General features: G+C 65.6%; 19 protein-coding genes. 6 read left to right on the top strand and 13 right to left on the bottom strand.

The window, feature by feature from the left end:
• Positions 1 to 224: 224 nt before the first annotated feature.
• Both BLV45_RS04465 and BLV45_RS04470 read left to right on the top strand, forming a co-directional pair.
• The gene (locus tag BLV45_RS04465) at positions 225 to 2585 is read left to right on the top strand and encodes a UvrD-helicase domain-containing protein (protein ID WP_090529469.1); all 2361 of its coding nucleotides are present in this window, start codon (positions 225 to 227) and stop codon (positions 2583 to 2585) included.
• Positions 2582 to 3370 (top strand): 5'-methylthioadenosine/adenosylhomocysteine nucleosidase, encoded by a 789-nt coding sequence (locus tag BLV45_RS04470; RefSeq protein ID WP_090529472.1) that lies wholly within the window; start codon positions 2582 to 2584, stop codon positions 3368 to 3370. The genes BLV45_RS04465 and BLV45_RS04470 overlap by 4 nt, the downstream gene beginning before the upstream one ends.
• Positions 3371 to 3523: 153 nt before the next feature.
• Here BLV45_RS04470 and BLV45_RS04475 read toward each other — a convergent pair whose 3' ends face one another.
• Together BLV45_RS04475 and BLV45_RS04480 are read right to left on the bottom strand one after the other, a co-directional pair.
• Entirely contained in the window at positions 3524 to 5440 is a 1917-nt protein-coding gene (locus BLV45_RS04475; protein ID WP_090529475.1) for a propionate--CoA ligase, read from the bottom strand.
• Between the two features lie 328 nt (positions 5441 to 5768).
• Positions 5769 to 7007 carry an MFS transporter gene (locus BLV45_RS04480; protein ID WP_090529478.1) on the bottom strand — a complete coding sequence of 413 codons (1239 nt, stop codon included), beginning with the start codon at positions 7005 to 7007 and terminating at the stop codon, positions 5769 to 5771.
• Between the two features lie 433 nt (positions 7008 to 7440).
• Here BLV45_RS04480 and BLV45_RS04485 point away from each other — a divergent pair, with 433 nt between their 5' ends.
• The gene (locus tag BLV45_RS04485) at positions 7441 to 9129 is read left to right on the top strand and encodes a methyl-accepting chemotaxis protein (RefSeq protein WP_090529481.1); all 1689 of its coding nucleotides are present in this window, start codon (positions 7441 to 7443) and stop codon (positions 9127 to 9129) included.
• Positions 9130 to 10109: 980 nt separating this feature from the next.
• On the opposite strand, the gene BLV45_RS04495 is transcribed toward BLV45_RS04485, so the two are convergent.
• The 4 genes from BLV45_RS04495 to BLV45_RS04510 are packed head-to-tail and all read right to left on the bottom strand — an operon-like array spanning position 10110 to position 15008.
• Positions 10110 to 10970 carry an efflux RND transporter periplasmic adaptor subunit gene (locus BLV45_RS04495; RefSeq protein ID WP_090529486.1) on the bottom strand — a complete coding sequence of 287 codons (861 nt, stop codon included), beginning with the start codon at positions 10968 to 10970 and terminating at the stop codon, positions 10110 to 10112.
• A 13-nt stretch (positions 10971 to 10983) separates the two neighbouring features.
• Positions 10984 to 11184: a DUF1656 domain-containing protein gene (locus tag BLV45_RS04500; protein ID WP_090529489.1), complete on the bottom strand. Its 201-nt coding sequence runs from the start codon at positions 11182 to 11184 to the stop codon at positions 10984 to 10986.
• Positions 11174 to 13375 carry an FUSC family protein gene (locus BLV45_RS04505; RefSeq protein ID WP_090529492.1) on the bottom strand — a complete coding sequence of 734 codons (2202 nt, stop codon included), beginning with the start codon at positions 13373 to 13375 and terminating at the stop codon, positions 11174 to 11176. Before BLV45_RS04505 ends, BLV45_RS04500 begins: the two co-directional genes overlap by 11 nt.
• 13 nt (positions 13376 to 13388) lie before the next feature.
• Complete coding sequence (locus tag BLV45_RS04510) at positions 13389 to 15008, bottom strand: efflux transporter outer membrane subunit (protein WP_090529495.1); 1620 nt, start codon at positions 15006 to 15008, stop codon at positions 13389 to 13391.
• A gap of 153 nt (positions 15009 to 15161) precedes the next feature.
• Here BLV45_RS04510 and BLV45_RS04515 point away from each other — a divergent pair, with 153 nt between their 5' ends.
• Positions 15162 to 16100 carry a LysR family transcriptional regulator gene (locus BLV45_RS04515; RefSeq protein WP_090529498.1) on the top strand — a complete coding sequence of 313 codons (939 nt, stop codon included), beginning with the start codon at positions 15162 to 15164 and terminating at the stop codon, positions 16098 to 16100.
• Between the two features lie 224 nt (positions 16101 to 16324).
• The gene (locus BLV45_RS27405) at positions 16325 to 16480 is read left to right on the top strand and encodes a hypothetical protein (RefSeq protein ID WP_176954063.1); all 156 of its coding nucleotides are present in this window, start codon (positions 16325 to 16327) and stop codon (positions 16478 to 16480) included.
• A gap of 201 nt (positions 16481 to 16681) precedes the next feature.
• On the opposite strand, the gene BLV45_RS04525 is transcribed toward BLV45_RS27405, so the two are convergent.
• The 4 genes from BLV45_RS04525 to wrbA form a co-directional block, all read right to left on the bottom strand.
• The gene (locus BLV45_RS04525; RefSeq protein ID WP_090529504.1) at positions 16682 to 17512 is read right to left on the bottom strand and encodes a metallophosphoesterase; all 831 of its coding nucleotides are present in this window, start codon (positions 17510 to 17512) and stop codon (positions 16682 to 16684) included.
• Positions 17513 to 17549: 37 nt separating this feature from the next.
• Complete coding sequence (locus tag BLV45_RS04530) at positions 17550 to 18989, bottom strand: FAD-binding oxidoreductase (RefSeq protein WP_090529508.1); 1440 nt, start codon at positions 18987 to 18989, stop codon at positions 17550 to 17552.
• Between the two features lie 147 nt (positions 18990 to 19136).
• Complete coding sequence (locus tag BLV45_RS04535) at positions 19137 to 19565, bottom strand: DUF2069 domain-containing protein (RefSeq protein WP_090529511.1); 429 nt, start codon at positions 19563 to 19565, stop codon at positions 19137 to 19139.
• On the bottom strand, positions 19562 to 20164 hold the full coding sequence (gene wrbA / locus BLV45_RS04540; RefSeq protein WP_090529515.1) for an NAD(P)H:quinone oxidoreductase: 603 nt from the start codon (positions 20162 to 20164) through the stop codon (positions 19562 to 19564). The genes BLV45_RS04535 and wrbA overlap by 4 nt, the downstream gene beginning before the upstream one ends.
• A gap of 99 nt (positions 20165 to 20263) precedes the next feature.
• Between wrbA and BLV45_RS04545 the strand changes: the two genes are divergently transcribed.
• Positions 20264 to 21565 (top strand): YihY family inner membrane protein, encoded by a 1302-nt coding sequence (locus BLV45_RS04545; protein ID WP_176954093.1) that lies wholly within the window; start codon positions 20264 to 20266, stop codon positions 21563 to 21565.
• 54 nt (positions 21566 to 21619) lie between these two features.
• On the opposite strand, the gene BLV45_RS04550 is transcribed toward BLV45_RS04545, so the two are convergent.
• The 3 genes from BLV45_RS04550 to BLV45_RS04560 all read right to left on the bottom strand — a co-directional run bounded on the left by BLV45_RS04550 (position 21620) and on the right by BLV45_RS04560 (position 24286).
• Entirely contained in the window at positions 21620 to 21940 is a 321-nt protein-coding gene (locus BLV45_RS04550; RefSeq protein WP_090531109.1) for a DUF962 domain-containing protein, read from the bottom strand.
• 169 nt (positions 21941 to 22109) lie between these two features.
• The gene (locus BLV45_RS04555; protein WP_090529519.1) at positions 22110 to 22940 is read right to left on the bottom strand and encodes an alpha/beta fold hydrolase; all 831 of its coding nucleotides are present in this window, start codon (positions 22938 to 22940) and stop codon (positions 22110 to 22112) included.
• Positions 22937 to 24286: an O-acetylhomoserine aminocarboxypropyltransferase gene (locus BLV45_RS04560; protein WP_090531112.1), complete on the bottom strand. Its 1350-nt coding sequence runs from the start codon at positions 24284 to 24286 to the stop codon at positions 22937 to 22939. The genes BLV45_RS04555 and BLV45_RS04560 overlap by 4 nt, the downstream gene beginning before the upstream one ends.
• Positions 24287 to 24298 lie beyond the last annotated feature (12 nt).

The raw sequence follows: 24298 nt of genomic DNA on the forward strand, positions 1-24298 counted from the left end.
GTGAAAGAAGCGGGGAATGCCCAATTATAAAGGCTGACGCGCCCGGCACGGCGCCCACACGCTCCGGTTGGCCATCCGGACAAGGCGGGAGCAGGAAAGAACCCGCCGAAGTCCTGGCCGCCTGGCCAGTTCCGCATGCATGAGGCGGCACGAACAGCGCCCGGACTTATAATGTCCGACGACCTGCCCCAATGTTGTTCCATCCCGCCGTCTGCCCATCTCACATGCCCGATCTGCTCGCCAATCTGAATCCCGAACAACACGCCGCCGTCACGCTGCCGAACGAACCGGCACTCATTCTGGCCGGCGCCGGTAGCGGCAAGACGCGCGTGCTGATCACGCGGATCGCGTGGCTGATCCAGAACGGCTTTGCCTCGCCCGCCACGGTGCTCGCCGTCACGTTCACGAACAAGGCCGCGCGCGAAATGATGTCGCGCCTGCAGGCGCTCCTGCCCATCGACACGCGCGGCATGTGGATCGGCACGTTCCACGGCCTGTGCAACCGGATGCTGCGCGCGCATCACCGCGATGCCGCGCTGCCGGCCACGTTCCAGATTCTCGACACGGCCGACCAGCTGTCGGCCATCAAGCGTCTGATGAAGGGCCTTAACATCGACGACGAGAAATATCCGGCGAAGAACCTGCAGTACTTCATCAACAACGCGAAAGAGCAGGGGCTGCGCCCGAAAGACGTCGACGCAACCGACAACTTCAACCGCAAGTTCGTCGAGCTTTACGAAGCCTACGACCAGCAGTGCCAGCGCGAAGGCGTCGTCGATTTTCCGGAGCTGCTGCTGCGCTGTTTTGAGCTGCTTGCGCACAATCCGCCGCTGCGCGCGCATTACCAGGCGCGCTTCCGGCACATTCTCGTCGACGAGTTTCAGGACACCAACAAGCTTCAATACGCGTGGCTCAAGCTGCTCGCGGGCCAGACCAATGCGATTTTCGCCGTCGGCGACGACGACCAGTCGATCTACGCGTTTCGCGGCGCGAACGTCGGCAACATGCGCGATTTCGAGCATGAGTTCAATGTGCGCCACCTGATCAAGCTGGAGCAGAACTACCGCTCGCACGGCCATATTCTCGACGCCGCGAACCAGTTGATCGCGAACAACTCGCGCCGTCTCGGCAAGAACCTGCGCACGGACGCGGGCCATGGCGAGCCGGTGCGCGTGTACGAAGCCGCGACCGACACGCAGGAAGCGGGCTGGATCGTCGAGGAAATCAGGGCGCTGATCAACACCGGCACGTCGCGCAGCGAGATCGCCGTGCTTTATCGCAGCAACGCGCAGTCGCGCACGATCGAACACACGCTCGTGAACGTCGGCATTCCCTATCGCGTGTACGGCGGCTTGCGTTTTTTCGAGCGCCAGGAGGTGAAGCATGCGCTCGCGTATCTGCGCCTGATCGACAATCCGAACGACGATACCGCGTTCTCGCGTGTGGTCAATTTCCCGACGCGCGGCATCGGCGCGCGCTCGATCGAACAGCTGGCTGACGCGGCGCGTCTCTACAACGTTTCGATGGCGGCGGCGATTCCGTACGTGACCGGCAAGGCCGGTTCGAGCCTCGGCACGTTCGCGACGCTGATCGCGAGGATGCGCGCGGAAACGCAGCAGATGAGCTTGCCGGAGACCGTCGAGTACGTCGTGCGCGCGAGCGGTCTTTCCGACTTCTATCAGAACGAGCGCGAAGGCCAGGACCGGCTGGAGAATTTGCAGGAACTGGTTAACGCGGCGGCCGCTTTTGTCAGCGAGGAAGGCTACGGCCTCGACACGCCAGCGCGCTCGATTCCGCTGCGTGCGGGCGCGACCAGCGCACCCGAACTCGTCGCCACCGGCGACCCGGACACGGTCGTGCTCGACGCCGCCGCGCCCACCGACCCGGCGCAAAATCCCGACACGATGACGCCGCTCGCCGGCTTCCTGTCGCACGCATCGCTCGAGGCGGGCGACAACCAGGCGCAGGCCGGCCAGGAAGCCGTGCAGTTGATGACCGTACACGCGGCGAAGGGGCTCGAATTCACGGCGGTGTTCATCACCGGTCTCGAAGAGGGCCTCTTCCCGCACGAAAACAGCGCGATGGAATCGGACGGTCTCGAGGAAGAGCGGCGTCTCGCGTATGTCGCGATCACGCGCGCGAAGGAACGGCTGTATCTGTCGTTCGCGCAGAGCCGGATGTTGCACGGCCAGACGCGCTACAACATCCGCTCGCGTTTCTTCGACGAACTGCCGCAGGAGACGCTGAAGTGGCTCACGCCGAAAGTCGAGGCCGGCGCGCGCTGGGGTGGCCGGTCGGATAACGCCGGTTATGGGCGCGACTGGTTCGCGCGACCGGATCGCCAGCAGGGCTATACGGGCGGCACGGCGTCGACTTCCGCGCCGCTGCCGGCGTTCGCGAACGCCCAGCGGGCCGCGGAAACCGGCTTTCGTGTCGGCCAGCAGGTGTTCCATACGAAGTTCGGTGAAGGCACGATCACGGCGCTCGAAGGCGGCGGCGCCGATGCGAAGGCGCAGGTCAAGTTCAAGCGGCACGGCGAGAAATGGCTCGCGCTTGCCGTCGCCAAACTGCAGGCGGTGGAATGAGCACGACACCGTTGTCGGCCGGGGAGGCCACGCGTCGCCCGCTTGGCGTGCTGGCGGCGCTGCCGCAGGAACTCGGCGACCTGCTGGGCGCGATGCGCGCTGAATCCGGCGTGCGCACCGTCACGCACGGCCAGCGCGACTATCACGTGGGCACCGTGCATGGCACGCCGTGCGTCGTGACGCTTGCGCGGGTTGGCAAGGTGGCGGCCGCGGCGACGGTCAGCGCGCTGATTCACGTCTTCGACGTTCAGGAAATCGTGTTCGCGGGTGTCGCGGGCGGGGTCGGGAAAGACGTGCGGATCGGCGACATCGTCGTCGCCGACACGCTGCTGCAACACGATCTCGACGCGTCACCGCTCTTTCCGCGCTTCGAAGTGCCGCTGCTAGGCGTTGCGCGCTTCGCCGCGGACAGCACGCTGTCGGCGCAACTCAACGCGGCCTGCGAACGGTTTGTCGCGGAGGAGGGCAGCGCGCTTTCAACGCGCTTCGGCACGCAAAATCCGCGCGTCCATCGCGGGCTGATTGTCAGTGGCGACCAGTTTGTTGCGAGCGCCGCGGCGGTTCAGGCGTTGCGTGACGCATTGCCCGACGCGCTCGCGGTCGAGATGGAAGGCGCGGCGCTCGCGCAGGTGTGCTTCGAGTATGGCGTGCCATGTGCGATCGTGCGCACCATTTCAGATACGGCCGATGCGCACGCGCCGGCTTCGTTCGCCACGTTCCTCGTGGAAATTGCCGGTGCGTATTCGACCGGCATTCTGTCGCGGTTCTTTCAGGCGCGGGGGTAGGCGGCGGGGACGCCAGCGCTACTTCACACCGGCGCTTTAACCCGGTTTGCCCCAGCCTGGCTTCACTGCCTTAACTGCCTTAACTGCCTTAACTGCCTTAACTGCCTTAACTGCCTTAACTGCCTTAACCCAGCCACACCTTAACCCGGCGCTTCAACCCGCCCCACCCTGGCCCGCCACCTCCTCCAGCGCCGCGCGAATCTGTCCGAGCGCGGCCGGATCTTCGATCGTCGGCAGGTCGCCCGGGTCGCGGCCTTCGGCCAGCGCCGCGATCGCGCGCCGCAGCAGCTTGCCGGAGCGCGTCTTGGGCAGCATCGTCACCACATGCACGCGCGCGGGCCGTGCGATCGCGCCGAGTTGCCGGCCCACGGTCGCCGCCAGATCCGCTTCCAGCGCGTTGCGCGCGGCGGGGTCTGCGTAACGGTCCGGCTCGCGCAGCACGGCGAACGCCAGCGCCACCTGTCCCTTCAGCTTGTCCGCGACGCCGACGACCGCCACTTCCGCGACCGCCGCGTGGCCCGACAACGCTTCCTCGATTTCGCGCGTGCCCAGCCGGTGGCCCGCGACGTTGATCACGTCGTCGGTGCGGCCGAGGATCGTCACGTAGCCGTCGTCGTCCTGGACACCCCAGTCGAAGGTCGAATAGAGCTGCTGCCCCGGCACGCTCGACCAGTAGGTGTCCACGAAGCGTTTGTCGTCGCCCCAGACGGTCGTCATGCAGCCCGGCGGCAGCGGATAGCCGAGCGTGATCACGCCTTTTTCGCCCGGCGTGCATGGCTCGCCGGTGTTTTCGTTGCGCACCGACAGGTTGTAGCCATAAACCGGCACGCCGGGCGAGCCCAGCTTCGGCGGCAGCGCCTCGACGCCGCGCTGGATCGCGAGAATCGGCCAGCCGGTTTCGGTCTGCCAGTAGTTGTCGACGACCGGTTTGCCGAGCGCGTCCGCGATCCACGAAGAGGTCGGTTCGTCGAGCGGCTCACCGGCGAGGAACAGCGTGCGCAGGCTCGACAGGTCGGCGGCTTTCATGAGCTTCGGATCCTGCTTCTTCAGCACGCGCAGCGCGGTCGGCGCGGTGAACATCAGGTTGATCCCGTGCTGCTCGACGAGACGCCACCAGATGCCGCCGTCAGGGCGAACCGGCGTGCCTTCGTACATGATCGTCGTGAGTCCCGCGATCAGCGGCGCATAGATGATGTAGCTGTGCCCGACCACCCAGCCGATGTCCGACGCGGTGAACATCGTGTCGCCGGCGCGGCCTTCGAAGATATATTCCATCGATGCCGCGAGCGCCACGGCATAGCCGCCGACGTCGCGCTGCACGCCTTTCGGCTTTCCAGTCGTGCCCGACGTGTAGAGCACGTACGAGGGCTCGCTCGATTCGAGCCATTCGCACGGCACGTGCGCGTTGAAAAACTGCTCGCGCAGCGGCTCGTACGCGACGAGATAGCTCGCGTTGAGCCGCTCCGGCGCGAGTTGCCGGTCGATCAGCAGCACGTGCGGCGGCTGGTGCTGCGCGCGCGCGAGCGCCTCGTCGACGAGCGGCGTGTAGTCGATCACCCGGCCGCCGCGCGCGCCGGCGTCGGCGGTGACGATCAGCGCGGGTTTGGCGTCGTCGATGCGGGCCGCGAGATTGCCCGCCGCGAAGCCGCCGAACACGACCGAGTGAATCGCCCCGAGCCGCGCGCACGCGAGCATCGCGAACACGGCTTCGGGGATCATCGGCAGATAGAGCAGCACGCGGTCGCCGCGTTTCACGCCGAGCGAGCGCATCACCGCCGCCATCCGGTTGGTCTCGGCGTACAGCTCGGCGTATGTGTAGCGGCGTTCGATGCCGGTTTCGGTCGAGACGTAGACGAGCGCGTTCTGCTGCGCCCGCGCGACGAGATGCCGGTCCACGGCGTTATGACACAGGTTCGTCCGGCCGCCTGTAAACCACCGCGAAAACGGCGGGTTCGAGCGGTCCAGCACGGTGTCGAACGGCGTTTCCCAGTGAATGCGTTGTGCTTCGGTGCCCCAGAACGCTTCAGGGTCATCGATCGAGCGGCGGTGGAAATCGCGATAACGGCTCATCTGCGGCGATCCTTCTGTGAAGCGTTGAGCGGGACAGCGACCGGCTTCCATGCGCCTGCGACTTCCGGCCAGGCAGACGGCTCGCGGACAGTGCGTGCGCACAGCATAGAGCAGCGGTGTACCGTCGAACAACGCGGGTTCACCATGACTCGCGCTCAGTGCGCCGCGCCTGAGCCTGACATGCGGGCTGGTATGCGGCCCGACAAGCGGCCAGACAAGCAACCCGACGAGCAACCCGACAAGCGCCCCCAGCGATCCGGCCCGCCAAAAGAAAAGGCGCCGCGATGCGGCGCCTCGAAAGACAGCGGGCGAATCAGGCGCGATGTGCTCAGGCCTTGACCTTCCCGCGTTCGAGGTTCGGCAGGAACACCGTCAACACGCCGATCAGCGGCAGGAACGAGCAGACCTTGTAGACGTACGCGATGCTCGTCGCGTCGGCCAGCTGGCCGAGCACGGCCGCGCCGACGCCGCCGAGCCCGAACGCGAGACCGAAGAACAGCCCGGCGACCATGCCGACCTTGCCCGGAATCAGCTCCTGCGCATACACGAGGATCGCGGAGAACGCCGACGCGAGCACGACGCCGATCACGACCGTCAGCACGCCGGTCCAGAACAGGTTCGCGTACGGCAGCAGCAGCGTGAACGGCGTGACGCCGAGAATCGACACCCAGATCACGTACTTGCGGCCGATACGGTCGCCGATCGGGCCGCCGATCATCGTTCCGGCCGCGACGGCCGCGAGGAACACGAACAGATGGATCTGCGCCGCCTGGATCGGCAGATGAAAGCGGTCGATCAGGTAGAACGTGAAGTAGCTGTTGATGCTCGCGAGGTAGAAGTACTTCGAGAACACCAGCAGCACGAGCACGCCCACGGCCATCAGCACCTTGTTGCGCGAAAGCGTCGGATGGCCGGCCTGCGCGCCGCGCGTCCGCTTCGTGGCGGGGTGCTGTTTGTACCAGCGGCCGATCTGCGTCAGCACGACGATCGCGACGAGCGCGGCCACCGAGAACCACGCGATGCTGCCCTGTCCGTGCGGAATCACGATCAGCGCGGCGAGCAGCGGCCCGAGCGACGAGCCGACATTCCCGCCGACCTGAAACAGCGACTGCGCGAGGCCGTGCTTGCCGCCGGAGGCCATGCGCGCCACCCGCGACGATTCCGGGTGAAACACCGATGAGCCGCAGCCGACCAGCGCCGCCGCCACCAGCAGCACGCCGAAGTTCGGCGCGACCGACATCAGCAGCAGGCCCGACAGCGTGAAGCCCATGCCGACCGGCAGCGAATACGGTTTCGGATGCTTGTCCGTATAGCTGCCGACGATCGGTTGCAGCAGCGAGGCAGTGATCTGGTAGACGAGCGTGATGAGACCGATCTGCCCGAACGACAGCGAGAAGTTGTCCTTCAGCATCGGATAGATGGCGAGGATCAACGACTGGATCATGTCGTTGAGCATATGCGTGAAGCTGATGGCGCCGAGCACGGAGTAGATCGTGCGCTGCGGCCTGGCGGCGGCAGCAACAGCAGGCGCGGCACTCAGGGTACTTTTGTCGAGGCTCGTTTCCATAAGTATCGAAAAGGGCTGGGGAAAAATGGTCTCGGGGCGGGGCGGTCTCCGGCGCCGCGACATCAGGACGCAGTCATCAGGATCTTTTTGTCAGATTTTTCTGCTAGTCCGACTAGTGTAGTTTGGCTTGGAAGAATTGTCCGGCCAAGATTTGTCGCGAATCGGACAGCGACTTGTCGGTTAATCACACCAAAACGGTGCAAAAGTGTTCCGAATAGTGGGCCTTTATTTCGGCAGATTCTTCCGGCGGACTTTTTGGACGTGTATAACCCCAGCGCGTACACGCGGCTCACAAGGCCGGGTGGGCAAGGGGCGGCGGATCTGAGCGGCATTAAAGATCGCAGCGGATGTTGCCGTAGACCCGGATAGACAAGCGGAAATGCCGGAACTGACCTTTCCGGCGGCCAGCATTCGGAAGCGGGGGAATGAAAGAATGAAAGCAGTTTCGCTGGGCAGGCAACCAGGCGCGCAGACGGATCCGAAGTTGGGTGCGGGAGTTTGGGGGGACAGCGGTCGCACGGAAGGCGCCGCGCACACGCGCCAGCGTGCCGGCCGTCTTTCGGGTCTTTCGGTGAAGGCCACGCTCCGGCTGGCGTTTGCGCTGCTGCTGGCTGGCACGCTGGCGATCGGCGTGTTTTCGCTGACGCAGATCAGCCGTCTGAATGGCTCGACGCGTTCGATCTACGATCAGGGGCACGTCGCGAGCCGTGCCGCCGAGGAGGCGCGCGGTTACGTGCTGCGCGCCAGCCGCGCGCAGAAAATGCTGCTGACCGCGACCACGGGCAAGGAGCGCGACGAACTCGGCAGCGACATCGAGACGGGTCTTTCGTCGATCAACACCGAGCTGAACACGTTGCAGCAGTATGTCGACCCGTCGGACAGCGTGGCCGTTGCGCAGCAGAAGAAGTTCGCCGCCGCCGTCACGGCATGGAGCGGCAACCTGCGCGCGTTCGTGACGCTCGTGAAGGCGCAGCCGCTCGATCTTTCGCAGATGAACTGGCAGGTTGGCACGCAGGACGTGTCGCTGCTGGTCGAGACCGGCAAGCTCGAGAAGCTCGTCGACGAACTCGTTGCCCAGCGCGGCAAGGCGGCGAAAGCGACCATCGAGGCGTCCGCGTTCATCTATCGCTCGTCGTTCGTGATGATGGCCGTGATGACGATTGCGCTGATGGTGCTTGCGTTCTTCGTGAGCGAATGGGTGGTGCGTCGTCTTGCGCGCCAGCTGGGTGGCGAGCCGGTGTACGCGAAGGAAATCGCGAGCCGCATCGCGGCGGGTGATCTGTCGAACCACATCGTGCTCGGGCGCAAGGACACGTCGAGCATGCTGTCCGCGCTGCGCGACATGCAGGCCGGCCTGTCGACGACGGTTGCCGACATCGCCGCGAGCGCCGAGGCGATCGCGGCGGCGTCGGGTGAGATTTCGATGGGCAATCTTGATCTGTCGCGTCGTACCGAGCAGCAGGCGGTTGCGCTGGAGCGCACGGCGAGCAGCATGGAGCAGCTGACGTCGACGGTGCGTCAGAACGCGGACAACGCGAAGCAGGCGAGCACGCTGGCGAACAATGCATCGGAGATTGCGGAGAAGGGTGGCGAGGTGGTGGGGCGGGTCGTTGCGACGATGAGCGCGATCAACGACAGCGCGCGCAGCATTGGCGACATCATTGGCGTGATCGAGGGGATTGCGTTCCAGACGAACATTCTCGCGTTGAACGCCGCGGTGGAAGCGGCGCGGGCGGGCGAGGACGGGCGCGGGTTTTCGGTGGTGGCGGGCGAGGTGAGAAATCTTGCCGGGCGATCCGCGGCGGCTGCGAAGGAGATCAAGACGTTGATCAGTGCGTCGGTTGAGCGCGTGGGGAACGGCTCGACGCTGGCGCAGGATGCGGGTCTGACGATGGATGAGGTGGTGAAGGCGGTGAAGCGGGTGACGGACATCATGGGGGAGATTTCGGCTGCGTCCGCCGAGCAGAGTTCGGGGATCGAAGAGATCAATAACGCGGTGACGCAGATGGATTCCGGGACACAGCAGAATGCCGCGCTGGTGGAGCAGGCTACTGCCGCGGCGAGATCGCTTGATGATCAAGCGAGGGCGCTTAAGGGGATGGTTGGGAAGTTCAGGCTATAAGGTAAGGGTTTTCGTGCCGAAGCTGGGGGTTTTTTGTTGTTCTGGCTTTTTGGCCTTTCCTTGCATTCATGTCGGTCTATTAGCGTCGCCCCTGTGCGGGGCGGCACCTACTTTTCTTTGTCTTCCAAAGAAAAGTAGGCAAAAGAAAGGCGCTTCGAAAACTCATTTCTTCAAGGCGCATCTTCAGCGGGGAATGGCAACCCATGAAGTGTCTCCCCCCGCACTTCACCCGACATGGGTCCCCACGCGATTCCATCCCGCGCGCGTTCAGTGCCCGTGACAAAGCCGTCATCCACCCGACTCCGCGCTACGCGCGTCGCCGACCGGCATAACCCCTCCCGCGCACCCCCACCCGCACCGGCACCGGCACCGGCACCGGCACCGGCACCGGCACCGGCACCCACACCCACACCCACACCCACACCCACACCCACATCCGCATCCGCATCCGCAATCGAAGTCGCGTCCGCACTCGCATCCGAATTGTGATTGCAATCGCCGCCACAATCGCGCTCTCGATTGCAACCGGCGATTTTTTGGCCCCTGATGTCGGCACCGTTGAGCGGGCGCTCCGCGACGCACGTAGTGCGGAGTGGGATGAATGAGCCCTGTGTCACGGGTGGTGCTGTGCGGGAGATCAGATCGTGCGCGGACCCGTGTGGCCTGGAGCGCGGGGGCGACATCTCACGGGGTGCCATTCCCCAACGATGATGCACCTGGAAAAGGTGAGTTTTCGGAGCGCCTTTCTTTTGCCTACTTTTCTTTGGAAGACAAAGAAAAGTAGGTGCCGCCCCGCACAGGGGCGACGCCAATAGGCCGACATGAATTCAAGGAAAGGCCAAAGGAAAACCCAGCTTCGGCACGAAAAAACCGGAATGCCGCCCCGCCAAAGGGGCGACGCTAATAGACCGACATGAATTCAAGGAAAGGCCAAAAAGCCAGAACAACAAAAAAGCCAGAACAACAAAAAAACCCCAGCTTCAACGCGGCGAAACAACAACCGTACAAGTAGTCCCAGCAGAAAGAACAACCCCCTCCGGCACGTGATCAATCCGCACCCGGACGGGCACCCGCTGCGCCAGCCTCACCCAGTTAAACGTCGGATTCACATCAGCCAGCAACTCGCGGCTCTGCGGATTATCGCGATCATAAATCCCGCGAGAAATGCTTTCGACATGCCCCTGCAACACCCCGCCGCTCATCAGCCGGATTTCGGCCTTGTCGCCGATCCTCACCCGCGGCAACTTCGTCTCTTCGAAATAGCCATAAACCCAGAACGAATGACTGTCGACGATCGCGAACTTCGCGACGCCCGCCGTCGCATAATCGCCGCGATACACCGACAGGTTCGTGACATACCCATCCACCGGCGCCACCACCCGCGTGCGCGCGAGATTCAGCTTCGCCGCATCCAGCGCGGCAATCGCCTGCTGATACTGCGCCTCGGCCGCCGTCGCCGAATGCGACGCGTTTTCGCGGCTTTCCTTCGATACCACCAGGCTGTCCATATCCGCGCGCCGCTTTGCATCGTCGCGACGTGCCTGCAGTTCCGCCTTGCGCGCCGCAACCGCCGCCTGCGCCTGTTCGACCGCGATCTGGTAATGCGACGGATCGATCTGCATCAGCAGGTCGCCCTTCCTGACGAGCTGGTTGTCATGCACCGGCAGTTCCACCACCGCACCCGAAACGTCCGGCGCGATGTTGATCACCTCGGCACGCACGCGGCCGTCGCGCGTCCACGGTTCGTCCATGTAATGCACCCACAGCGCGCGGCCAATAAAGATCGCAACTGCAAAGATCGCAAGCGTCGCGAGAAAGCCAATGATTTTCCGGATGGTCATGTTTCGACTCTGATCAACGATAAACGGCGAGGCCAAGCACCCCGCACACACAGACGAGCAGGCTCGCCCTGAATAAGGATGGATGCCAGACGACGCTGTACAGGCCCGTCCAGGCAATCACGCGGTCCAGTACCCACGTGAGCGCGGCACCGGCAATGAACAGCAGCACGATGGCCGGAATATAGGCATCCAGAACGGAAATTTCACGTGGCATGGCGTTCTCCCTCAAGCTCCTCGCCGCGGCCGCCCACCAGTGCCTCCAGCGGCGACTGCGGATCGAGCAGCGCGGTACGTATGAAATGCAGATGACTCAGAATGCGTTGCAACTGGTGTCGCTCTTCGCGCGAAGGCGTAAACGTCGCGAGCACCAGTTGCGTCGACGCGATGGCGTCGGCGGTGGCGAGCAGCGCTGCGTCCATGCGCCCGGCGCGCGGATGGTCGAAGAGCGCCGCGAGCGCGTCGCGCATCGTGCGGATCGCCACCCGCCACGGCGTTGATTCGGCGTAGCGCGGTTCGGCGGGCAGCGTCGCGAGCTCGCGGCGCACGTCGATGACCGCGTTGCCCACTTCCAGCACCGCGAATAGCCAGCGCAGCGTGTTCAGCTTCAGCTCGGGTTCGCCCTCGGCGAGCGCGTTGATCTGGAACATCAGGTCGCGCGCGCCGCTCTCGAAGCGTGAACGCAGGCGCGCGAACCGCCCGTGGCAACTCAGCACCACCTGGCGGTGCAGATCGTGGAAGAGCCGGTTGCGCAGCCAGGGCGTCGACGGCGGCAGCAGCACCGCGAACGCAATCGCCGACACCAGCATCGACATCACGAGCGCGAGCGCGTCGTTCATGAAGCTCGTCGGGTCGTAGTGGATGAGGTTGTCCGGACCCGCGAGGAAACAGAAGAAGATGCAATAGCCGACGCCGTAGCCGGCCAGCTTCGGCCGCGTCGTCATGAACACGCCCAGCAGCAGGAACGGCGTGAGCGCAAGGGCGAGCAGCGGAAAGCCGTCGATGTGCGGATAGATGCCGAACGTGACGATCATCCCCATGATCGTCGAAAGCACGGTGCCCGCCGCCATCTGGAACGCGGTGCGCGTCGGATACGGCGACGACGACGCCAGCGCGCAGATCGCCGCCGCGTTCAGCACGAGCGTCGTGCCGCTCGGCCACGCGGTCGCGATCCAGAACGCGCCGAGCACCAGCATCACGACGACCGCGCGCAGGCCCGCGACGCCCGCCGCGATCGCATTGGTCTTCGGCTCGTAGCGCTCGATCCAGCGTTCGCGCTCATGCGTATCGACGGCAAGCGACGCATACGTGGCCGCGTAGGCATGCAGGTCGTCGACGAAGCGATACAGCAGCTCGCTCGCCGTGTCGAAGTCGAGCAGTGGACACTCGGGTTTCGTCTCGAGCTCGGCGCGCGTCGCACGGATGCGCTTCGGCAGCGCGGCCTTGTACGCATCGAGTTGCGCGGCCGCGGAAGCGGCGTCGGCCGCGGTCAGCACCGGCTCGCCCGCGCCCGATTTCGCGAGCAGCGGCGCGATTTCCTTGAAGTACGGTTCGAGCGCGGCGATGGTATCGGCGGCGGCCGTCTGGTGCAGACGGTTCATCAACTGATGCAGCGCATGAAAACGTGTCGACGCGGTCATGAACTCGCTGTTCAGCCGCGACAGACGCCCGCTTTTCATCCGCGATTCCGGGCTCTCGAACACGGCCACGCTGCGGGTCGCCTCGAAGCCGACGATATCGGCGACGAAGCGCGCGTTCGTCGCCTCGATCTGCTCGCGCGGCACGCGCCCGGACAGCGCGCCCGACACGTATTCGACGAACGCGCTGAAGCGCGCGCGCACGGTGGAGCGCATCTGTTCGCCCGCATGCTGCGGAAACACGAGCGCACTGACGGCGCCCGAACACAGGATGCCAAGCGTGACCTCGGCCACCCGCGTGAGCGCCGACAGGAACGCGCCGTCCGGATGCTGCGAGGCCGGAATGCCGATCAGCGCGGCCGTGTAGCCCGCGAGCACGAAGCCATACGAGCGGAAGTTGCGGTTACGCGCCGCGCCGGCCGTGCAGATGCCGACCCAGAGCGCGGTCGAGATCATGAAAAGCTCTGGCTGCTGCGAAAAAAGCCCGAGCAGCGCGAGCATCACGACAAGCCCGACGAGCGTGCCGCAAATCCGGTAGAAGCTCTTCGCGAGCACCATCCCGCTTTGCGGCTGCATCACGACGAACACGGTCGTCATCGCGGTGCGCGGCTGGGGCAGGTCGAGCCTCATCGCAATGGCGAGCGTGAGCAGCGCCGCGACGATCGCCTTGAACATGTAGATCCAGGTGCGACCGTCGGTGCGGGCCCAGTCGGCAGCGGCCGTATAGAACGCGGTGAGCGGCGACGGGGCGGAGGAAAGAGGCGTGGACATGGGAGCGCCGCGCTTACTTCGGTGACGCCGTGCCGGCCGGCCGCGTGGCGGCGGTGGCGGCGGTGGCAGCGGGCTCGGCGGCGGGCGTCGTCGATGCAACCGGCGTGGCCGGCGCGTCTGGCGCGGCCGGTGCCGGCGTCTTCTTGCCGCGTCCGTGCGCGGGCAGCGTTGCGGCGGTATCGGGGCCGTCTTCCGGTTCAATGACGCCGCCGCCAAGCGCCGTCACGAGCGAAGCCTGCACGCCGATCCGTTCGGCCTGCACGCGCGCGACGCCTTCCTGCGCGCGCAGCAGTTGCGTCTGCGCGATGAGTACGTTCAGGTAGTCGGTCAGGCCGCGCCGGTAACCCTCCGCCGACAGCTGGTAGTTCCGGCGCGCCGCATCGACGGAGCGCTGTTCGTCCTTCGCCTGTGTCTCGAGCGATTTCATCCGCACGATCTGGTCGGCGATATCCTTGAGCGCGCTCACGATCGTCTGGTTGTACTGGTCGACGGCGACGTCATAGCCGGCGGACGCCGCACCGAGCTGCGCACGCAGCCGGCCACCCTCGAAGATCGGCAGCGACAGCGCGGGGCCCGCCGTCCATCCGCCGTTCGCCGCATGCAGGAACTGGAACATCGGGCCAGCCGCCGCAAAGCCGCCGACCGACGCGAGCAGGTTGATGTCCGGATAGAAGCCGGCCTTCGCGACGTCGATGCCGCGCGCCTGCGCGGCGACCGTCCAGCGGGCGGCGACGACGTCCGGCCGGTGACCGATGAGCTCGGCCGGCAACGTCGAAGGCAGGCCGACCGGCGCCGCGAGCCCGATGGTTGGGCGCGTGATCGATTCGCCGGCGCCCGGGCCCTTGCCCGCGAGCGCGGCGAGCTGGTTGCGCCCGAGGGCGATCGCTTCTTCGTAGACGTCGATCTGACGTTCGTATTCAGGCAGCGGTGTTTCGGCCTGGCTCACCTCGAGTTGTGTGCCGAGGCCGCCTTTCAGGCGCCTCGTCGCGAGATCCAGAATGCGGTGCTGCTGGTCGACCGTCGATTTCGCGATGTCGAGCAGCGCGTAATTCATCGACATCTGGACGTATGCGCGCACGATGTTCGCTTCGAGTTCGAGCTGGGCGGCGCGGGCGTCGGCGGCCGACGCGTGCGCCATGTCCAGCGCGCGTTCGGCGTTGTTGTGGTCGCGGCCCCACAGGTCGAGATGGTACGAGAGGCTGATCGTGCCGGTGTTGTTCCAGGTGTTCGCGTCGGAGAGCGGACCCGGACCGTAATAGACGTTGTCCGGCCAGTGCTGGCGCTGGAGCGACAGATCGCCCTTTACCTGCGGCGAAAGCGCCGCGGCGGCCACGCCCGCGAGCGAGCGTGCCTCGCGCACGCGCGCCTGTGCGACCGCGAGCGTCGGATTGCCTTCCTGCGCGGCTGCAATCCATGCGTTCAGTTGCGGATCGTTATAGGCGCGCCACCACTCGGCGGCGGGCCATTTCGCGTCCGCGTTGGCCGCGCGGATCGCCGCGCCGGCGTCGAGCGTGGAGGAGTCGAGCCCGTGCGCCTGCGGCGCGATGCCTCCGGTACTGGCACAGCCAGTGATTATTAATGAGATCGTAAGAAAGCTGAGCGGAACGATCCATCTGGATACCGGAGACTGCACGATTTGCTCCTCAAATGACGATAGAACACTGTGCATCATTATATTTTTTCAGCGATTGCTGAATAACCCGTAAAAATGAAAGGCATTTTTACGGGAATTGAGATAATCGCTCTTGCGATTCATGTAACAATCGACCGGTCAAAGGAAGGATATATGGATACGCTCCAAAACATGCGCGTCTTTGTCCGGGTCGTGGAGGCAGGCAGCTTCACGGGCGCCGCGCAGCATCTGAATACCACGACCGCCTATTGTTCCCGCGCGGTGTCCGATCTGGAGGCGCATCTGCGCACGCGGCTGCTCAACCGCACGACGCGACGCATCGCGCTGACCGAGGCGGGCGAGCGTTATCTGCAGCGCTGCGAGGAGATTCTCGCGTACGTCGACCAGGCGGAGGCGGAGGCGAGCGACGCTCACGCCCGCCCGTCCGGCAAGCTGAAAATACACGGGATGACGAGCTTCGGCCAGCACTACGTCGTGCCCGCCGTCGGCCGTTATCAGCAGCGCTATCCGGATGTACACGTCGAGCTGACGCTCGCGCAGCGCATGCCTGATCTGCTCGACGAAGGCTACGACGTGTCGCTCACGCTCGCGACCGGCCTGCCGGATTCCGGCCTCGTTTCGCAGCGACTCGGCAGCGCGTTCAGCATCGCCTGCGCGTCGCCGGCTTATCTGGAGCGCAACGGCATTCCGCAAACGCCCGCCGATCTCGCGAAACACACCTGCCTGCAGATGGTGACGCCGGTTTTTCCGTCCGACGAATGGATTTTCGATGGCCCGAACGGCCAGGAATCGATATTCCTCGGGCCGGCGACGTTTCAGGTGAACGTCGCCGAAGCGATGGCGGTGGCGGTGCGCGAAGGCATGGGCGTCGGCCTGATTCCGATCTACTCGGCGATCAGCGGCCTGCGTAGCGGCGGTCTGGTCTGGATCCTGCCGGAATACACGTCGCAGGAAATGAACGTGTACGCGCTCTACGCGTCGCGCCAGTATCTCGACGCGAAAATCCGCACGTGGGTCGAGTTCATGCGCGATGAACTGCCGGTGACGCTTGCCACCGATCAGGCCGAGTTGCGCCGCTTCGCGCGGACGTGACCGTGCTGGTGAGCGCGCGCGTGACTGCGCGTGTGGCTATCTAACCGAATGGGCGCGTCCGGTTGCGTGCTGTTACACCCGTGGGGCATCGCAACATTTCCTTACTTCTTCCCGCGAATCGATTTGCTAACGTGTGACGGGTGTACTGATCGACCAGTCGATCTGATATGCATGCGCGGCACACGAATCAATCGCATCACCTGAACCGGATGAAGAGGAATTCCATGGATACGCATCTGCTCGTCGGCATCGCCGTCATGCTCGGACTGATCGGAATCGCCGCCTGGCGTAATCTGCTGCGCACCCTGCGCCCGCAACCCCAACTCGTGCCGGTCAAGGTGTCCCGTCCCGTCCGTTCGGACCGCTCCGACATTCGCTGACCGGATCGCCTGCGCTCGTGACACCTCGTCACGATGGCGCTTTGATCGGACCCGGTTTGTCGGTGGGCAGGCGTCTGCCGCCCACGCGACACCACACGAATTTGCCTGCGGGCACGCAGTCCTTGCGCGCCAGCCCTTCACGCTCCCGCAATCGCAGCGCCGGATCGACGCCCACGTGAGGCCGCCGAAGAACCTGCGGCGCTAGATTTCCACCACCTTGTCCCACGCGAAATCGGGGTTTTCGGGTTGTCGGCTACGACGGTCGATATAGCCGCGCGGGTTGCACACCACACGCGTGCCGTTCACCGTGTAGTCGAACGGGGTATGCGTGTGGCCGTGAATCCACAGTGCGACGGGCGCCCGGACGAGTTCCGGCAGGTCGTTGACGAAGCCCGCCGACACGCGGTCGTCGGCGTAACGGGCGGCGAGACTCTGCCGGTGCGGCGCGTGGTGGGTCACGACGATCGTCTTGCCGGCAAACGGCTTCGCCAGTTCCGCTTCGAGCCAGGCGCGCGCGCGCCGGTGTAGCGCGAGCGAATCGGCGGGCGTGAAGTCGCGTGGGCCAGCGGTGGCGCTGTCCTCGTTACCGGCGTCCGGCGCGTGCGGCCACGTGAGCTGGATGAGTCCGCGAAAATCGAGCATCACGCGTTCAGCCGCGGCAATCGATTCCGCGCGCGCTGCGTCGCTCGCGCCGTAGAGCTCGAAGTCGGTCCACAACGTGGTGCCGAGCACGCGCCAGCGGCCGTCGGGGTCGACCAGCGAAGCATTGTTCAGGAAGTGGACGTTATCGACCGCGTGCGCCGCGTCGTGCATGGCCGACTCCAGCGCGCCGAATTCCCCGTCGTAGTACTCGTGGTTGCCCGGCACGTACACGACGGGCGCGGCGCCGTCGAACGTTTCCGCCGCCCAGCGCAGGCCGAGCGCATGGTTGTGGATGTCGCCCGCGAGGATCACCAGATCCGCGTTCGCGTGCGGGATCACTTCGGGCTCGTCGCTTTCGAGATGCAGGTCGGACAGAACGCGAATTTTCACGGACACGGCTCCTTCTTCAAGATCGATGCGCCGGATCTCAGCGTATCACCTTGCCGGCGTTCATCAGATTGAGCGGATCGAGCGCGGCCTTGAGCGTGCGCATCAGTTGAACCTCGACGGGTTGCTTGTAGTGCATCGCCTCGTCGATTTTCAGCTGCCCGAGGCCGTGTTCCGCGCTGATGCTGCCGCGATGCCGATGCACGCTGTCGTAGACGATCTGGCTGATCGATGTCTGATACTGCTTCAGAAACGCCCTGGCGTCGACACCTGCGGGTGCCTGGACGTTGTAATGCAGATTGCCGTCGCCGAGGTGGCCGAACGTCACCATGCGCGCGCCCGGCACGTGCTGCGCGATCGCCGCATCGGTTTCGTCGATGAAGTGGCCGATGCGCGAGATCGGCACGGCGATGTCGTGCTTGAGGTTCAATCCTTCCTCGGCCTGGGCGAGCGGAATATGTTCGCGCAGGTTCCAGAACGCCCGCGACTGGGCGATGTTTTCCGCGACGACCGCATCCTCGACGAGGCCTTCCTCGAGCGCATGTTCCATCAGCCGTTCGAAGAGGGCGCGCGCGTGTTCCTCGCTCTCGCTGTCGGACAGTTCGAGGAGCACGGCCTGCGCGTGCGGTTCGGCGAACGGATAGCGCATCTGCGGGAAATGCGTGCCGACGAGCCTCAGGCAGAAATCCGACATCAGTTCGAAGCCGGTCAGCAGGGGCCCGGCAAAGCGCTGCGCGAGCGCGAGAAAATCGAGCGCCGCATGCGGCGACGCAAGCGCCGCGAGCGCCGTGACGCGCGCCGCTGGTTGCGGATGCAGCTTCATGACGGCGGCGGTGATGATGCCGAGCGTGCCTTCGGCGCCGATGAAGAGGTCGCGCAGGTCGTAGCCGGTGTTGTCCTTGCGCAGGCCACGCAGGCCGTCCCAGAGTTCGCCCTGCGCGGTGACGATTTCGAGGCCGAGACACAGTTCGCGCGTGTTGCCGTAACGCAGCACGCCGGTGCCACCCGCGTTCGTCGCGAGATTGCCGCCGATCGTGCAGCTGCCCTCGGCCGCGAGGCTGAGCGGAAACAGCCGGCCGGCTTCCTGCGCGCGCGCCTGGACCTCGGCGAGCACGACGCCTGCTTCGACGGTGATCGTGTTGTTGTGCGGATCGATGTCGCGAATGCGGTTCAGGCGCTTCAGGCTCAGCACGGCCTGCTCGCCGCTGGCGTCGGGTGTCGCGCCGCCCGCGAGTCCGGTGTTGCCGCCTTGCGGGACGATCACGATGCGGTGTTCGACGGCAAGCCTGACGAGCGTCGCCACTTCCTCAGCCGACGACGGGCAGAGCACCGCGAGCGTCGCGCCGGTGTAGCGGCGACGCCAGTCGGTGACGTACGGCGCGGTGTCGTGCGGGTCCGTCAGGACGTGCGCGGCGCCAATGGCCGCGCGGCATGCGGCGACGAACGGGTGATGGCGGGAGGCTTCGGCGGGTTGGCTCATGATGGTCGGTCAGCGTGTGTTGCGGGCTTCGGTGCGTAGGGTGCCTGTCTTGCGTGCGAGGTGCGTGGGGTTCCTGTCTTGCGTGCGAGGCGCATGCGACCGGCACGCGCATTTCAGTTGGCGTTTCCGCGTGTGCCTGGTCGCAACTCAGACGGCGGCTTTCTTCGCGCGCTTCGCCGCGCGTTTGTAGGGCGCGACATAGCCGAGCGCGCAGACAAAGAAAACGCCCGCGAGCGCCGTTTCGAGCCAGCCGAGCCGTGCGCTCAGGCCCGCATCGGTCATGCCGCGCACGATGCCTTCCGCGAGATAGAGCAGCACCAGCATCGAAGCCCATTGCAACGTATACACGCGATGGCGCAGCACGCCGCCAAGCGCGAAACATAGCGGCACGGCCTTCAGCACGAGCGCCGAGCCACCGGGACGCAGCGGCGCAAGCCACCATTCCCACGCGATCGACAACGCGATCAGCGCGATCAACGTCGCCGACGCGCCGTGTGCGAAGCCGCGTCGCGCCGCAACGGGCGTGGTTAATGGCGTGGCCGTGGCACTGGCGGGCGGTACCTGCGGCGTGTTCATGGCTGGCCACTCAGCATCGAAGCCGCGCGGGCAACGCGTGTCCCCAGCGCGATCGCGAGCGTTTTTTCGTCGGCGGAAATACCCTGTTCGGCCGAGCCCGCGCGCGCGAAATGGGACGCGCCGTAGGGCGTGCCGCCCGTCTGCGTGGTGGTGAGCGTGCTCTCGGTGTACGGAATGCCGAGGATCATCATGCCGTGGTGAAGGAGCGGCAGCATCATGGAAAGCAGGGTGGTTTCCTGTCCGCCGTGCAGGCTGCCCGTCGACGTGAACACGCAGGCCGGCTTGCCCGCGAGCGCGCCGGAAAGCCACTGCGGCGTCGTGCCATCGAGGAAATATTTGAGCGAAGCGGCCATGTTGCCGAAGCGGGTGGGCGAACCGAGCGCGAGCCCGGCGCATTCCTCGAGATCGCGCAGTTCGACATACGGCGGCCCTTCGGTGGGAATGTCCGCCTGTGTCGCCTCGCAGACGGTCGAAACCGGCGGCACGGTACGCACGCGCGCCTGCATGCCCGGCACGCTGTCGATGCCGTGCGCGATCGCCAGCGCAAGCTCGCGCGTGGCGCCATGACGGCTGTAATAGAGCACAAGAATGTCTTTCATAGGCCTCGTCGGTGAACGGGTATTATAGGGGTTGGGTCCGCGCGCACGTTGCGCGGCGGGCGGTTTACCGCGCCGAAGGAGGTGCTTTTGTTGTCCAGAATGCGTGTCGATCTCGACGTGATCCGGCGTCTTGCGCAATTCGCCGCGCAACGCAGCAGCGAAGACCGTATTCCGCAGGTGGCCGGCAGTCTCACGTTCACGACGATGCTCGCGATTGTCCCGCTCGCGACGGTCGCGTTCGCGTTGTTCACCGCGTTCCCGATTTTTGCGTCGTTCCAGATGTCGCTGCAGGATTTCCTGGCCGACCATCTGATGCCCGCACAGATCAACAACCAGATCTTCAACTGGCTGAACGAATTTGCGTCGAAGGCCAAGGGCCTGACGACGATGGGCATGATCTTCCTGTTCCTCACGTCGGTGATGACGATGATGACGGTCGAATCCGCCTTCAACGTGATCTGGCGCGTGCGCAAGCCGCGACCCTTCGCGCAGCGCGTGCTGGTCTACTGGGCGATTCTCACGCTAAGCCCGCTCTTGATCGGTTTCAGCCTGTCGATTTCCTCCTATCTCTTCACGCAGTCGATGGCGTTCACGGGCGTGCAGCACATGCCGACCGTGATCGAATGGGCGCTGGCGGGCGCCGCGTTGCCGCTCACCGCGCTCGCGTTCACGATGCTGTACGTCTATCTGCCGAACTGCCGGGTCGAATGGCGCGACGCGGTGGTCGGCGGCCTGTGCGCCGCGCTCGCCTTCGAACTCGCGAAGCGCGGCTTTGGCTATTACATCCGGCGCATCCCCACGTACACGGCGGTCTACGGCGCGTTCGCCGCGCTGCCGATGTTCCTGCTCTGGATGTATCTCAGCTGGTTCGTCACGCTGGCGGGCGCGATGATCGCCTCGGCGTTGCCGGCTATCCGCACCGGCCAGTTCCACCGGCCGCAGTTTCCCGGCAGCGACCTGTTCGACGGTCTCGAACTGCTGGCACGGCTCTCGGAAGCGCGTGAAGCCGGCAAGCCGGGCTATACGATCCAGCAACTCGCACGCATGCTTCGTCGCAACATGGATACGACCATCCGTATCACGCGCGAACTCGAAAACCGCGAGTGGGTTGCGCACCTCGAGGAAAACGGCGCGCAGCCGCGCTTTCTGCTGGTCGCGAACCCGAACCAGATTACCGTTGCGCACCTGTTCGCGATGTTCGTCATCGACCGCCCGGAACTGGAGTACCAGTTGAATCTCGATTCGACGCGCGTGGATGGCGCATCGCTGCTCGCCGCGCTCGACAACGACAGGCTCGACATTTCGCTCGCCTCGCTGCTGGTGACGCGGGCCGCGGCACGCACGGCCGACGGCGCCGAGGACGACGCGCAACGGCGAGCGATGCCGCATCAGGCAGCGTAGTTCGGCGGCCGTCGCGACTACGGCCCGAACACAGGTTTGCCGCTCGCCATCCCGCTAAAGCGGGATTTTCCCGGTGCAGATGTCCTTGAACATCACCCAGTCGCCCATCAGGCTGTATATCGGATGGCGGAAGGTGGCGGGACGGTTCTTCTCGAAGAAGAAATGCCCGATCCACGCGCAGCCATAACCGCAGACGAGGGCGGCCGGCAGCCATACCCAGCCGCCGGTGGCGAGCGCCATCGCAAGAAAGCCGATCACGCCCAGCGAGCCCACGAAATGCAGCCGGCGCGACACCGGGTGACGATGCTCTTCCAGGTAGAACGGATAGAACTCCGCGAAACTCGCGAAGTGACCGGTATGAGTGGTATGCGCCATCATCGCCTCCGTTTCTTCCATGCCCGGCCGGTACACGCCGCGTGCGCCATGCACGTGCTGCCGGGTGACTGAATTCATTGTGCTGCTATCGGATCAAGGGCGCAACCTGGCCTTCCGGCCGATGGTGCGCGCCGGTGGGATTCGCTATCGTGGTGGCTGTCGGGCAGGTTCAGGTAGTCGTGGCGGGGCGGGATGCAAACGTGAAGAGGGCGTCGAGCGTTGCGTCAGGTTGCTCCGTCATCAGCGCATGCCCCGCGTCCAGCGTGACGGTGTCGACGGCGGTTCCGGCGGCCGCAAACGCGTCGGCGAGCGTCCGCGCGGCGCGTGGCGGCGTCATGGCGTCGCGCTGGCCGACGATCAACCGCACGGGGCATCGCACCTGCGCGGCGCGCGCGATGCCTTCGGTATAAGCGTTGCAGGCGCTGAAGTCCGCATGAAAGAGGCGGGGTTCGCCGGTGGCGGCAACGCGCTCCATCAGCCGCTGGTTCATGCCGTGCAGCCAGAAGCCCGGGCCTGGGCACGACGGCTTGGCGGCGATGGTCGAGTGCGACCACTGGTTGACCATCGCGATGGCGTCGGGCTCGCGGTTCGCGGCCGCGTCGAGCAGCGCGTCAGAAACGGCCATGGGCGCGGCGGTGGCGAGCAGCGCGAGATGGGTCGCGCGCTCGGGGTAACGCGCGGCGAAATCGAGCGCGATGAGCGAGCCCATGCTGTGGCCCGCGCAGAACGCGCGCGCGACACCCGCCGCGTCGAGCAGCGCGGCCAGCCAGTCGGCCATCGCGCCGATGTCGCGCAACGCGGGCCCGCGGCTGCGGTGATGCCCCGGCAGGTCGACCGCGAGCACGCCGAAGCCGTGGTGCGCGAAGTAGCGGGTCTGCAGCGCCCATACGCTGTGGTCGTGTTCGGCGCCGTGAATGAACACGGCTGTCGGGAGCGCCGGATCGAACGGCTTGCCGCCGGTGTAGGCGTACGCGGACTGGCCGTGAACGTCGAGAATCATGCGGACTCCTTGCGCGCGCCGCCTTCCCTGGGTGCGGTGCCCTTCGCGGCGCCCGTGCCGGCGGATTTCTGCGATGCCTTCAGCGCGCGCTTGAGGTCGTCGATCAGGTCGTCGGGATCTTCCAGGCCGATCGACAGCCGGATCGTGCCTTCGGCGATTCCGGCGGCGGCCAGCGCGGCGGCGTCCATGCGGAAATGCGTCGTCGACGCGGGATGGATGACGAGCGAGCGCGCGTCGCCGACGTTCGCGAGGTGCGAGAAAAGGGATAGCGCTTCGATGAACCGGCGCCCGGCGGCGCGGTCGCCCTGCAGGTTGAAGCTGAATACCGCGCCCGCGCCACGCGGCAAAAGACGCTTCGCGAGCGCGTGATCCGGATGCGATTCCAGTTCCGGATACGCGACGGATTGCACGGCGGCGTGGCTGGCCAGAAACGCGACCACCTTGCGCGTGTTCGCGACGTGGCGCTCCATGCGCAGCGGCAGCGTCTCGATGCCCTGCAACAGCTGCCAGGCGGCCTGCGGATGCAGGCACGCGCCGAAGTCGCGCAGGCCCTCGCGGCGGGCCCGCAGCAGGAACGGCGCGACGGTGCTTTCCTCGGCGAACACCATGCCGTGAAAGCCCTCGTACGGTTCGGTCATTTCGGGAAAGCGTCCGGACGCCTCGAAGTCGAATGTGCCGCCATCGACCAGCACGCCGCCGATCGTCGTGCCGTGTCCGCCGAGAAACTTGGTCGCCGAGTGGTAGACGTAGTCGGCGCCGAGGTCGAACGGCTTGATGAGGTACGGCGTCGTGAACGTCGAATCGACGAGCAACGGCACGCGGTGCGCATGGGCAATGCCCGCGACCGCGGCGATATCCAGCACGTCGAGGCCCGGGTTGCCGAGCGTTTCGCCGAACAGCAGCCGCGTATTGGGGCGTAGCGCGCTGCGCCAGGCGTCGAGGTCGCCCGGTTTGACGAACGTCGTCTCGATGCCGAAACGCCGCAGCGTGTAGTGCAGCAGGTTGTGCGAGCCGCCGTAAAGCGCGCTGGATGCCACGATGTGGGAGCCGGCGCCCATCAGCGTGACGATCGCAAGGTGCAGGGCGGCCTGGCCGCTGGCGGTGCCGATCGCGCCGGCACCGTTCTCCAGCGCGGCGACGCGCTCCTCGAAGACGGCGACGGTCGGGTTCGACATCCGCGAATACACGTGGCCGGCGCGCTCCATGTTGAAGAGCGATGCGGCGTGGTCGGCGTCGCGGAACGAAAACGAGGTGGTCTGGTAGATCGGCGTGGCGCGGGCGCCGGTCGTCGGGTCGGGAGCAGCGCCGGCGTGCAGCGCAAGCGTGTCGAAACGGTTGGCGGACATCGTGAGCGGCGG

It is taken from the genome of Paraburkholderia sartisoli (assembly GCF_900107685.1).
GTDB lineage: Bacteria > Pseudomonadota > Gammaproteobacteria > Burkholderiales > Burkholderiaceae > Paraburkholderia > Paraburkholderia sartisoli.